Origin of the sequence: Rossellomorea vietnamensis (assembly GCF_001305855.1) — a bacterium.
GTDB lineage: Bacteria > Bacillota > Bacilli > Bacillales > Bacillaceae_B > Rossellomorea > Rossellomorea vietnamensis_A.
The window spans coordinates 81,762-94,308 of sequence record NZ_LIXZ01000010.1; the positions used below are offsets into that span (position 1 = coordinate 81,762).

Annotated in this window: 13 protein-coding genes; 6 read left to right on the plus strand and 7 right to left on the minus strand. The window is 45.2% G+C overall.

The features are described from left to right. Positions 1–24: 24 nt before the first annotated feature. The gene (locus tag AM506_RS13910; RefSeq protein WP_060673092.1) at positions 25–1,872 is read right to left on the minus strand and encodes a transglycosylase domain-containing protein; all 1,848 of its coding nucleotides are present in this window, start codon (positions 1,870–1,872) and stop codon (positions 25–27) included. A 16-nt stretch (positions 1,873–1,888) separates the two neighbouring features. Further along, positions 1,889–3,100 carry an MFS transporter gene (locus AM506_RS13915; RefSeq protein WP_082386375.1) on the minus strand — a complete coding sequence of 404 codons (1,212 nt, stop codon included), beginning with the start codon at positions 3,098–3,100 and terminating at the stop codon, positions 1,889–1,891. A gap of 300 nt (positions 3,101–3,400) precedes the next feature. Between AM506_RS13915 and kapD the strand changes: the two genes are divergently transcribed. Further along, on the plus strand, positions 3,401–4,021 hold the full coding sequence (gene kapD / locus AM506_RS13920) for a 3'-5' exonuclease KapD (RefSeq protein WP_060673094.1): 621 nt from the start codon (positions 3,401–3,403) through the stop codon (positions 4,019–4,021). Between the two features lie 48 nt (positions 4,022–4,069). Here kapD and AM506_RS13925 read toward each other — a convergent pair whose 3' ends face one another. Further along, positions 4,070–4,468, minus strand: coding sequence for a kinase-associated lipoprotein B (locus AM506_RS13925; RefSeq protein WP_060673095.1), 399 nt, complete (start codon positions 4,466–4,468; stop codon positions 4,070–4,072). 242 nt (positions 4,469–4,710) lie between these two features. On the opposite strand from AM506_RS13925, the gene AM506_RS13930 reads away from it, so the two are divergent. The 3 genes from AM506_RS13930 (at position 4,711) to AM506_RS13940 (ending at position 6,364) form a co-directional block, all read left to right on the plus strand. Continuing rightward, positions 4,711–5,301: a peptidylprolyl isomerase gene (locus AM506_RS13930; protein WP_430341074.1), complete on the plus strand. Its 591-nt coding sequence runs from the start codon at positions 4,711–4,713 to the stop codon at positions 5,299–5,301. Between the two features lie 190 nt (positions 5,302–5,491). Further along, on the plus strand, positions 5,492–5,692 hold the full coding sequence (locus AM506_RS13935; RefSeq protein ID WP_060673138.1) for a hypothetical protein: 201 nt from the start codon (positions 5,492–5,494) through the stop codon (positions 5,690–5,692). Between the two features lie 144 nt (positions 5,693–5,836). After that, entirely contained in the window at positions 5,837–6,364 is a 528-nt protein-coding gene (locus tag AM506_RS13940; RefSeq protein WP_060673097.1) for a superoxide dismutase family protein, read from the plus strand. Positions 6,365–6,421: 57 nt separating this feature from the next. Here the strand turns inward: AM506_RS13940 and AM506_RS13945 are convergent, their stop codons facing one another. Together AM506_RS13945 and AM506_RS13950 are read right to left on the minus strand one after the other, a co-directional pair. Continuing rightward, the gene (locus AM506_RS13945; protein ID WP_060673098.1) at positions 6,422–7,585 is read right to left on the minus strand and encodes a MalY/PatB family protein; all 1,164 of its coding nucleotides are present in this window, start codon (positions 7,583–7,585) and stop codon (positions 6,422–6,424) included. Positions 7,586–7,708: 123 nt separating this feature from the next. Further along, positions 7,709–8,617 (minus strand): alpha/beta fold hydrolase, encoded by a 909-nt coding sequence (locus tag AM506_RS13950; RefSeq protein WP_060673099.1) that lies wholly within the window; start codon positions 8,615–8,617, stop codon positions 7,709–7,711. A gap of 178 nt (positions 8,618–8,795) precedes the next feature. Between AM506_RS13950 and AM506_RS13955 the strand changes: the two genes are divergently transcribed. Together AM506_RS13955 and AM506_RS13960 are read left to right on the plus strand one after the other, a co-directional pair. Beyond that, positions 8,796–9,296 carry an Lrp/AsnC family transcriptional regulator gene (locus AM506_RS13955; protein ID WP_060673100.1) on the plus strand — a complete coding sequence of 167 codons (501 nt, stop codon included), beginning with the start codon at positions 8,796–8,798 and terminating at the stop codon, positions 9,294–9,296. Beyond that, entirely contained in the window at positions 9,293–10,462 is a 1,170-nt protein-coding gene (locus AM506_RS13960) for an aminotransferase (protein ID WP_060673101.1), read from the plus strand. Before AM506_RS13955 ends, AM506_RS13960 begins: the two co-directional genes overlap by 4 nt. 175 nt (positions 10,463–10,637) lie before the next feature. Here AM506_RS13960 and AM506_RS13965 read toward each other — a convergent pair whose 3' ends face one another. Together AM506_RS13965 and AM506_RS13970 are read right to left on the minus strand one after the other, a co-directional pair. Further along, the gene (locus AM506_RS13965; RefSeq protein WP_060673102.1) at positions 10,638–11,009 is read right to left on the minus strand and encodes a helix-turn-helix domain-containing protein; all 372 of its coding nucleotides are present in this window, start codon (positions 11,007–11,009) and stop codon (positions 10,638–10,640) included. Between the two features lie 138 nt (positions 11,010–11,147). After that, positions 11,148–12,476, minus strand: a complete 1,329-nt coding sequence (locus AM506_RS13970; protein WP_060673103.1) for a sodium-dependent transporter — start codon at positions 12,474–12,476, stop codon at positions 11,148–11,150. Positions 12,477–12,547: the final 71 nt, after the last annotated feature.

Here is a 12,547-nt window from a genome sequence, read left to right on the forward strand (position 1 = left end):
GCAGACGCTCTTTTTGATGTGTGGTCATTCCATGATTTCCTGCCACACTTTGTGGCTTGGACGCTGGCGTTCGATTTCGCTCATATTACGGGGAATATCATGGCCGACCCAAACGCCTGTCGTAAGTGTGTCGGTCAAACCGATCACCCAATAATCATGATAGTTGTTGGTCGTTCCGGTCTTGATTCCCACAAAGGGTTTTGATACGTACGCGGCTCTTCCGGTACCGGCTGTCGCCCCTTCATTGAGCATTTTTCTTATTTTGGCAGTGGTATCTGGTGACCAGACTTCCTTCGGGTCCTTTTTCCATTGATAAAGAATGTTTCCTTTATTGTCACTGACTGAAACGATGGCATGACTCTCCTGATAACGACCGTCAATAAAAGAGGTATAGGCATCCGTCAATTCCAGGGGACTCATCCCATAAGTGAATCCGCCGATGGAAGAGGCAAAGGTTTTATCTTCTTTTATCACCCTTTCAAAGGAAAAAGGGGAGATGGATTGGAAGGCTTTTTCTATACCGGTTTTTTCCATGAGACGAAGCGCCGATCCGTTATAGGATTGCGCCATGGACTGTTTCAATGTCACCGTACCCGGCTGGATCCCTCCGTAGTTGATCGGGCAATAGTCTCCGACACAGTATTGATTGGCATTGACTTTGTCATTGATGCCGGCCTTGAATTTCTCGATATAGGGACCGTATACGAGCAGCGGTTTAATAACCGAACCTGGCTGTCTGAAGGCTTGAAATGCATGATTGAAGTTATACTTCTTGTAATCCCTGCCCCCGGATAAGGCAACGATCCTTCTTGAACTGTTGTCGATGGTGACAGTCGCTCCCTGTAATTCTTCATTCAGATGCTCATTCAAAGCCCGAACACTTTTTTGTTGAAGAGCAGGCTGCAATGCCGTTTGAATCCGGACACCAGATGAAATCACATCCTGGAAGCGGTTCTCGAGCTTCTTGGCGATTTTATTCTTTTCCTCTTCAGAAGCGGCGTTTTCCAGTTCCAGCTTATAGCCTTCGTTTAGAGCGATCAGTTCCTTTAGCTCGTTTTCTACATAAAAGGCATAGTCAGGATAGAGGTCGGTCTTCTTCCGGACATTCAGGGTGATCGGTATCTTCTTTAATTTCTCCGCTTCATCCTTCGATAATTTTGACGTGCTCACGAGAATATCGAGGAGTCGCTCCTGACGAACCTTCGTTTGATCGAAATGGTCAACGGGATCATATTTACCCGGATTATTCGGGATCGAAGCGATGAACGCCATCTCTGCCTGATTAAGGTCGGTGACACTTTTTTGAAAATAGTATTGGGAGGCTGTTTCAATCCCGTATACTCCATTACTGAAGTAAATGACGTTCATATATAACTCCAGTATTTCATCCTTTGATAAGGATTGTTCAATTTGATGGGCATAAAACAATTCAGTCAGTTTGCGATTATACGTTTTTTCCTGTCCAAGATATAAGTTCCGGGCGAGCTGTTGGGTGATGGTGCTCCCGCCCTGCTGGATATGGGTGAACACCAGATTTTTCACGACAGCCCGGAGGATTGCGCCGGCATCGAAACCGACGTGTTCGTAAAAATGCTGATCTTCAGATGCGACGAGTATATCCTTTAGGAATGGTGGGATCTTCTCGTCCGGCACATATAGACGGTAAGGCCGGTTCACTTCAGAAAAGACCTTACCGTCTTGATCAAGTAATAAGCTTGTACGATTCAGGTCGATGGAATCGGTACTCACTGCATGCTCCAATTCCTGTTGAAAACTTTGAACCTTGTTCCATTCACCCGTCGCAAAAAATAACGTGGTGAAAAAGATAAGCATAAAACCAATCACCGTTACATAACCTGCAAAAACTCTCATATGTCACTCTACTTTTCTAGTAATCTTTCACATGGCTTGGGGTTTCAGAATGATGTATACTCCACCATAATAATCCAAATGCCCCCAAGAATAAAGCACCTGTTACATAAAAAACGGAAGAAATGCCAATATATCCGGACACGATGCCACCAAAGGCCGGGCCGATAACATTTCCAAGAAACCGGAAGCTCTGATTATATCCAAGGACTTCCCCCTGCATACTCAAAGGTGCTTCCTGACGGATATATGCCGTCACACAGGGAATCATGCCGCCGATCGCGATTCCGAACAGGAACCGGAAAAGGACAAGCTGCCAAAGCTCGACAGCCAGGGCCTGAGGAACGATGAAGATGGCAGCGAGAACGAGAAGGATGGATAACACTTTTTCATACCCGATATCGTCCCCGAGCTGTCCCCATCGTCTAGTTGCAATCAAATTTCCGAATCCTGTTGCAGAAAAGGAGATTCCTGCTAAAAATGCCAGGTTACTAGAAGAAGTGAGTTCATCAACATACAAGGCGAGAAGCGGTTGTATGCTGAAGTTTGCGACTTGAATCAGGCAGGAAAGGATCAGAACCGTCACGAGTAATTTATGACTGAAGATATGCTGCAGCACTTCTTTACTCGAGTACTTGTTTCGTTGATCCCGTTGTTCCCTGCTTCTCTGTTCATCGATTCCGAGAAGTACGACGGTCGCAGCAGTGGCAATGGCGATGGAAGTGAAGATGAACGTGTAGGAAAATCCTACATTATCCGCCAACAGTCCTCCAATCACCGGTCCGAATAAACCGCCTGATACGGTTCCCATCTGAAGGGTGCCAAGGGTGCGTCCCGCTTCTTCCTTAGGAGTCTGGGAGGAAATGAGTGCCATGGAGGTAGGGATGAACCCTGTCACTGCACCCATGATCCCCCGCAGAATGAATAGTCCCCCGACGGAATGCATAAACCCCATTAAGAAGATGGAGGTTGCAATCCCGTATCCTGTGATGAGGAGGATCGGTTTATATCCAAAACGATCCCCGATCCGACCCCATAAGGGAGATATGAAGAACGCCGTTAAAAATGTAACCCCAAAGACAAAACCTGACCAGCGCTGTACATATTCGTGACTATAAGTGCCAAAGGTTTCGATGTAAAGGGATAAAAAAGGCAGCACCATTGTTGCGCTGGCTGCTACCAGAAAATTGGCCATGAGCATGATGGTTAGATTCTTTCTTTTTTGTGAAATGATTAACACCTTCTATATGTTTTTTTATTTCGTATACCTAAATATTCATTTTATTAAAGATTTTGTCCTTAGTCCACTGAATAACATTTATTCGCATGGAAAACCGGTAATTAGTCATAATTTCGGGACTTAGCATGATATAATGTAAGAATAAGAAGTATGGAGAAATGAGGCGCATGTCTATTTTTTGATTCATGCCGTTCTCCTTTCGGATGAAGCAATGAAAATAGAATTATCCTGAATAAATTCTTTATTATAGATGAATTGGGGTCTTATCTACATTTTGAGGAGGGAGTTTACGTGGCGAAAGCGGAACAGCTTGTGTTTATAGATTTTGAGTTTTCTATGCCGGAACGACATAGGGTGCCCAAAGGTTTCTTCCCTGAAATCATCGAAGCCGGGGTAGTAGTGGTAGAGTATGGGAAAGTGTCAGATACGTTTTCCTCTTATGTGAAACCGACTGCATTCCCCAAATTGACCAACCGCTGCAAACGATTTTTATCGATCAGCCAGAATGAAGTCGATTCAGGGATATCGTTCCAATGTCTGATTGATTATTTTACAGGGCTGAATGACTTGGGAGTCGCGAAGGTAGTGACGTGGGGAAATATGGATATGAAGGTACTGCGCGATAACTGCGCCCAGTCCGGCATACCATTTCCTTTCCAAGCTCAATTCGTCGATTTATCCATGGAATATAAGCGCTTCTTCGGTGATCAGAATCAGACGGGGCTGTGGAAAGCCGTCCAGGAATATGGAAGGGAAGGTGTGGGAAAGCACCATAAAGCGTTGGATGATGCCCTCACCACCCAGCACATCTACAACCTCGTCGAAAAAGACAAAAAATACCTCGATAAAGCCGAGCCCACCACCATCGGAGACAGAATCGACCTCTCCAAATTCTACAACCAGCTTGCATGAAAAGACGGGGGACGGACCTTCATAGGAAGGTCCGTCCCCCGTCTTTTATTAAAATGTGAGGTTATACATCAGTTCGTATTCCCTTTGAATCGATTGCAGTGTTTCAAGGCTCTTTTGTGCGTGGGGGGAACCGTCTGCATCAAGTTCCTGCTTCAATTTTACGTATGAATGGATGAGTGTTTCATTGTAATCCGGGATCTCTCCGTCATATGGCTTGACCATTTTCTCCGGCATGTTGGCACGCTCGCCGTAGGCAAGTGCTTTCCGTTCATGAAACAAGGGAACATCCACAGATGCAGGGTTGTGCAGGTCGCCTTGCCTTGGATGCTTTAAGACAGCATGAATCTTCACGACAAAGGCACCAGGGCGCTCTCCCGTGACCTCCCCGACGTATTTTCCCGTTTTATAAAAAGCTGTGACATAATCACCAATTTGAATGTTTTTCATAAAAAACCTCCTCTAATACATCAATCTCTATTATAATGTAAGCAGAATGAAACTGAGAAATAACTACTATAAAGGTAACATGTGGAGGTACATATATGAAGCGTTTAATGATCGTTACCCTCTGTTTACTAGGTTTAGTTCTTGCCTCTTGTGGACAAACAGAAAAGGGAGATACCACTGAAGACAAGCCGAAAGCATCCGAGAAGCAGAAAACGACAGAAGAAACCAAAGGAGATGAAGATATGACCTATCCTCAGCTGACAACAGAAGTTGCTGAAAACGAAAAATTAGTAGAAATGAAAACATCCATGGGAACCATCAAGATCAAGTTATTCCCCGAGCAGGCTCCTAAAACTGTGGAGAACTTCATCAAACACAGTAAAGATGGTTATTATGACGGTTTGAAATTCCACCGGGTCATTAAGGACTTCATGATCCAGGGTGGAGACCCGAATGGAAACGGAACGGGTGGGGAAAGCATCTACGGAGAATCATTTGAAGATGAATTCTCACCTGAATTATTCAATCTCCGTGGTGCCCTTTCGATGGCGAATGCAGGACCTGATACAAATGGCAGCCAATTCTTCATTGTACAAAAAAGTGACATCGACCCTCAGTTGGAAGACCAGATGAAATCTGCCGGTTTCCCGGAACAGATCGTCGATGCCTACATGGAGAATGGTGGAACGCCATGGCTTGATCAGAAGCACACTGTGTTTGGACAAGTGGTTGACGGGATGGACATTGTGGATAAGATCGCTAACGTAGAAGTCGGGGCGAACGATCTTCCAAAAGAAGACGTCATCATTGAAAATATCAAGGTTGTAAAATAAAAGCTTAAAAAGCTGTGAACCTCATAAGTAGGGTTCGCAGTTTTTTTGGAGAGAAAAAAAGAGTATTTCCTCGGAAATTGTCGCGTGGACGTTCAATAAATCGTTAAAAAAGGTGACGATATGAAGTTGGTTTGTCCTTATGAGAGTTGTTATAATGGACAAAGAGTTTGTTTTTCGAAAGGAGCGTACCATGCTTTCTTCATTTGTATTAAATTTATTTCTCTACTTTCCCGAAGATAAGACAGAATATATCCCGGCCGGCATCACGATGGCCATCTTCATGATCGCTGCCCTGCTCACATTCCGGATCATCCAGAAAGCTTCAAAACGCGAAGAATTGAAAACAAAGAAAATGGAAGAAGAAGCAAGGGTTCAGAGGAGAACAGAATAGAAAATCGAAACACGCCTCCTGAGCGTGTTTTTTTTCGTCCTGATAGATGTCCTTCATACAGCAGCTCTTCATGGAAATAGGAATAATTTTCACCATGGGAGTCAACAATGGTGAAAGAGTATGAAGAGATGGAGGAAGAGCGATATGAAAAAATTATCCCTATTATATATGGTCATGATCACACTCCTTGCAAGCGGATGTGCCATCGAAAATCCCCAAAAGTTAGAAGTGGAAATGAAAAATGAGAACGGTGATTCACTGGGGAATGCCACCCTTCAGGAGCAATCTGACGGAGTGGAAGTCGCATTGGATCTCGAAGGACTTCCTCCCGGGGAGCATGGAGTCCATATTCATGAAAAAGGAGTTTGTAAGCGCCCGGATTTCGTATCGTCAGGTAATCACTTCAATCCTGATGACAAGAAGCACGGACTGCTTCATCCTGAAGGGGCACACGGCGGAGATCTGCCCAACCTCATCGTGGGGGATGACGGCACGGTGAAGGTGAAGCTCATAGCACCGATGGTTACCTTATCAAAGGGGAAGACATCCCTCTTCACTAAAGAAGGGACTTCACTCATCATTGATGAAAACAAAGACGACGGGATGACACAACCCTCGGGGGATTCAGGTAAACGCATTGCCTGTGGTGAGATCAAGAGCGATAAAAAATAGTGGTTAAAAAAATGTACCAGGTAGAATCGTATTATTCGTCCCTGGTACATTTTTAATTCAGCTTAATGCGGACCTCAATCTTTCCAGCCCGTCCATCAACGTCTCTCTTGGACATGCAATGTTCATCCGCACAAAGCCTTCCCCGCCGGGACCATATTTCTTACCCGGTTCCAATGCGAGTTTCCCTTTATCCAATAGTCGATTCTTCAGTTCATCATCGGATAGGTTCAACTTCGTGCAATCGATCCAGAGCAAATAAGTCCCTTCTGCTTCCACCACTTGCAGTTCAGGTAGATGCTCTTCAATGAATTTTTTCGTGACGGTCACATTTCCCTGCAGATAATCCAGGATTTCTTCTAACCATTGTTCTCCGTGGCGATAGGCTGTTTCCATTCCAATGATGCCGAGTGTATTAAGAGTAAAGAAGCCTTGCTTTTTATGAACACCTGCGATCTTTTCCCTGATCTCAGCATTGGGAGTGATCATGGCTGAAGCCTGTAACCCGGCCAGGTTAAAGGTTTTGCTCGGTGCAATGCATGTAATCGTCATATCCCGGAATGTCTCATGTAGAGAGGCGAGGGGAGTATGCGTATGATTTTTATAAACCAGATCTGAATGGATTTCATCTGAAACGATCAAGACGTTGTATTTATGACATAATTCAGCCATTTTGGTCAGTTCTTCCTTCGTCCACACCCGTCCGCTCGGATTGTGAGGGTTGCACAGAAGGAATAGTTTCACACCTGTTTTAAGGGATTCTTCAAAGGCATCAAAGTCGATGGAGTATCTTCCTTCGTGGTACTGCAGTCGGGCATTGACAATTTCCCTGTCATTATCCTCCACCAGGCTGAAAAAAGGAGTATAGACGGGAGATTGGACAAGTACTTTGTCGCCGGGAACAGTGAGTGCCTGAATGATCGTTGATATTGCGGGAACGACTCCGGGACTGTATTGAAGCCAGGTTGTCTCGATTTCCCAGCCGTGGCGTTTTTGAACCCAATCTTTAATGCTGGCAGCCGTTTCATCCCCTACAAATGTGTAGCCGAAGATTCCGTGCTTCAGTCTGTTCCCGAGCGCTTCCAACACGGCGTCAGGGGGAAGGAAATCCATATCCGCCACCCACATAGGAAGAACATCTTCTCTTCCAAACACGGTTTTTGTGAGGTCCCACTTAACGGAGGATGAGCCTTTCCGGTTGATGATTTCTTCAAATCTACTCATAATTTATTCCCCTTTCGTTTATGTATTTGTAAGTATAATCATATGATGGAAACGAAAAAGATGAAAATGATACGTCTTACCGTCACTCACTTTATCCAAACACAAGAAAAAAGGGACTTCTCCCTACGGTTCAATTAGAAGCGTCTGGGAAAGTCCTTTTTGAAATAGAGGCTCAGTCCTCGCCCCGTCCGATACTTCTTCTGTGGCAGCGGAAACAAATGTTTGAATATTCTCCAATACTTCCCGTGGTTTTTCTTCCGGTACAAGATGCCCCGTCTCTTTCAGTACCACGAGTTGCGAGTCCGGGATATCCTGATTCAGCCTCTCCCCTGTTGATAAAGGCACCACCCTGTCATGCTCTCCCCACACGAGGAGGCAGGGGGTTTGAATATTCCGCAGATCATTCACTGATAGATCTCCTTCGCGGTCCCGTATCATCCTTGTCAGCGCTTTGAAAATATCATCCTCCAGGAAAGGTCTCAAATAGCCGAACATCATTTCATCGTCGATCATTGTAGAGTCATGCACGACGTTTTCAAGGTTATTCCGGACCCCTGAACGGGTAAGCCACAGTTTCACGTAAAGATGGAAGAAAGGGATGCGGCTCAGCATCGTGACGGGCCAATTCATCCGTTTGAGATATCCGGAACTGCATAGGAGGACGCCTTTTTCCACCAGGTCAGGGGCTTTTTTCATCACATTCAAGGCGATCTGGCCACCCATTGAATGACCGGTCAAGTGGATATTGCTGACTTTCAGGTGGTCCAGTAGATCGATGACCGTATTGGCAAGGTTGTCGTATGAATAAACGAAGCTGTTATGTTTCCCGCTGTTTCCAAAGGGAGGAAGGTCGATGGAAATGACATTATAATGTTCTTTCAAAAGGGGTGTAAGCCGTCTGAAGCTGAAGGTGGATGACAGGAATCCATGAAGAAGGACGAACGTTTCTGAGGCAGTGGGATGCTCGTGATATTCAAAGTAAACATCGGTACCGTTCACCTCCACCACTCTGGAGAAATCGTTTTCTTGCATTTTCCTCACTCCTCTCTGATTAATGTATAGATATTTTACCCTCAATTACACATTTAACACCCTGATTCGATAGTTCTGACATATCGAATCCCATTGAAGGGGAAAATAGGTTGACTCTTTTCATATACGTGACTTCTGATATAATGAAACCATTTAGTGGTGATGAGGAGGAAGCAGAATGCAACTGAGAGAAATGGAGCTTGATTTAGTAAGGATTTTACAGAAGGATGCAAGAATTTCGACAGAAGATTTAGGGAAAATGCTTCAAGTGCCGGCAAAGGAAATTGAGGAAGCGGTTGAAAAGCTTGAAAAAGCGAATATTCTTGTCAGATACAGCTCGATTGTGGACTGGTCGAAAGTGGATGGCCATGAAGGGGTGACCGCCATGATTGATGTAAAAGTCGTTCCGAAAAGAGGTGTGGGCTTTGATGAAGTGGCTCACAGGATCTACCGGTATAAAGAAGTGAAAAGCGTCTACCTGATGTCAGGAGCCTACGATTTGTCCGTGACGGTTGAAGGGCGGTCCATGCATGAAGTGGCGACATTTGTGTCAGAAAAGCTCTCGACCCTTGATTCTGTCTTATCAACGACCACACATTTTCAATTGAAAAAATATAAGCATGATGGAACGATCTTCGGTGATCATGGCGAAGATAGAAGAATCGTGGTGTCACCATGACAACCAAGACATCATACATAGCTCAATCCGTTAAGAATTTAAAGCCTTCAGGGATCAGGAAATTCTTTGATCTTGCTGCCAATATGGAAGGAGTCATCTCCTTGGGCGTAGGGGAGCCGGATTTCGTCACCTCCTGGACGGTGAGGGAAGCGGCGATTCTATCCTTGGAACAGGGGTATACCTCCTATACTGCAAATGCAGGACTTCTCGAGTTAAGGGAAAAGATTGCCCGGTATATGAAAGAGGGATACTCGGTTGACTATGATCCGAAAACGGAAATCATCGTGACGGTCGGGGCTTCACAGGCCCTTGATATCAGTATGAGGGCCATCATCGATCAGGGTGATGAAGTGATCATCGTGGAACCGGGATTCGTTTCGTACGTTCCTCTCGTCCAATTGGCGGGAGGAGTGCCGGTAACGGTCGAAACCAAACCGGAAAATGGCTTCAAGGTCACAGCTGAAGAACTCGAAGCAGCCATCACGCCAAAGACAAAAGCTGTGCTGCTTTGTTCCCCTAACAATCCGACAGGGACGGTCCTTGAAAGGGGAAACTTAGAGAGTCTGGCTGAAGTGATCCGTAAGCATGACCTCGTCGTCTTTTCAGATGAAATTTATGCGGAGCTTGCCTATGACCATCACCATGTATCAATCGCTTCATTAGAAGATATGAGAAAAAGGACCATCGTCATCAACGGCTTCTCGAAAGGGTTCGCCATGACGGGCTGGAGGCTCGGCTATATATGCGCCCCTGAAGAGATTGCTTCATCCTTATTGAAAATCCATCAGTACGCCATGATGTGTGCGTCGACGCCTGCTCAATATGCAGCAGTCGAGGCACTGGATAAAGGGATGGACGATGTGATGGAAATGAAGAGAAGCTACCGTCACAGACGTCACTATTTCGTCGACTCCCTGAACGAATTTGGGTTAACATGCCATACCCCGGGAGGAGCCTTCTACGCCTTTCCTTCCATTCAAAAAACGGGAATGTCCTCCGAGGAATTTGCAGAAAAACTCCTGATGGAAGAAAAAGTGGCGGTCGTGCCCGGTAACGTGTTCGGTAAAGGTGGAGAAGGATTTATCCGTTGTTCTTATGCATCAAGCATGGAACAGCTGCAGGAAGCTGTGAAACGGATGAAACGGTTTGTGGAGAATCACACATAAGGAAAGGGTGCCGGAACCCAATTGGTGGTACCGGCACCCTTAAAAAATGCACAAAAAAATAGGACGATACAATGATCGTCCAACAAATGAAAACAAAAGGGGGAATACTTAGAAAGCTTATTTTCAGTATGACCCCTTTTATTTTTCTCTATACATCATTTTTTAAAAAAAGTTTTTAAGATTGGTTTTTTTCATATTTCAGTTCATATAGCATTTGCATCACCCGTAAAAAATCTTCTTCGGTGAATTCCTTGGCTTTGCGGAGAATGAGCTTCGTCCGCTTGGGCCCCAATTCTCTGATCAGCTGCTCCATTTCGGCATCGACGCCTGCAGAAGGATGCTCTTTCATTTCCCGTTCCATAAGTTCGGAAGCAGGGATATCAAGAACCGTGGAAAGCTTAAGAATGGTCTGGGTGTCGGGTATCTGCAGATCAGATTCATATTTCTCAATCGTTTTCGTGCCCAATCTTGCCCGTAGAGCCAGTTCCTGTTGAGATAATTTACGCTCTTCTCTTACTCGTTTCAAATTTTCACCAAAATGAGACATAACCAAATCCCTCCTCATGAATTACCTTCCTTCTATTTTTAGTTTATCACCAATTGGAAAAAATTAGCCCGGTAACCCGTGAACAAAATGTTACATAAATAAAAGGTCCGTCCCTGATGAGGGACGGACCTTTATGAATCACGATATGAAAACGAGTATGATCGCTACTGGTACGATGTAGCGAAGCAGGAAGATCCAGCTGTTGAATAAGCCCCTGGAGATGGATGAACCGGCTTGAAGTTCATGCCAGACGTCCTCACGTTTCAATCGGTAGGATACGAAGATGGAAATAAGTAAAGCACCTACAGGCAATCCGAAGTTACTCGTAATATAATCGGCGAAGTCGAAGAAGTTCTTTCCTCCGATAAGAAACTCATCGAATACTCCAAATGATAGGGCACTCGGAATTCCCGCAATGAAAACCAGGATCCCGATCAGCCAAGTAAACGGCACCCGTTTGTTCTGATTCCCCTTGGACAATGCAGCGACACCGATTTCAAGGATGGAGAAAGCGGATGTCAGGGTGGCAAACAATAACAGGATAAGGAACACAGTTAGGAATATCCCGCCGAATGCAATTTCATTGAACACGGCAGGAAGGACCACGAAGGCAATCCCGGGACCCTCATCCGGCTTAAAGCCGAGTGCATATACGGCGGGGAATATCACCAAACCTGCCAGTAGGGAAATGAAGATATTCAGACCAGAAACACTGATGGCGGACCTTGGCATGCTGTCCTCTTTAGATAGATACGATGCATACGTCACCATGACGGATAGACCGACCGTTAAAGCAAAGAATGCTTGTCCCAGTGCGAGGAGGACCGTCTCTCCATTCAAATAACTCCAATCCGGCAGTAACAGGAAGCGTACACCTTCCATCGCGCCATCCAACGTCAGGGACCGGATCACCAGAATAATAAATAAAATGAATAGTGCAGGCATCATATAGCGACTGGCACGTTCGATCCCTTTTTGTATCCCGCCCTGTACAACAAGAATGGTAATAACGATGAAGGCGAACTGAGCGATCAGCACTTCTATTGGATTCGCTATGATGCTTTCGAACAAAGCGCCATATTGTTCTTGCGATTTTCCTATCAGAGAGCCTGTCACACTTCTTGCCAAATAGGAAAGGATCCATCCTCCCACCACACTGTAAAAGGATAAGATGATGAATGACACCACCGTTCCTAAATAACCGATCCAGTGCCAACGGGAATGAGGGGCCAGTATTTTATAAGAAGTAACAGCATCCGCTCCGGCACGCCTTCCTATGACAAATTCAGCGAGAAGGATGGGGGTCCCAATTAAAACGGTAAAAAGTATAAAGAGCAAGAAGAAAACACCCCCGCCATTCGCTCCAGCCATATAAGGGAATTTCCAAATTGCGCCCAGGCCGATGGCAGAACCTGCCGCTGCCAGAATAAAGCCTATCTTAGAAGTCCATTGATCTTTCTTGGCCATACGTAAGATCCTCCTTTCAAAAAATAAGATTTTTCAATCGTACTATGTTTTAGTACCTCTGTACACCGGAT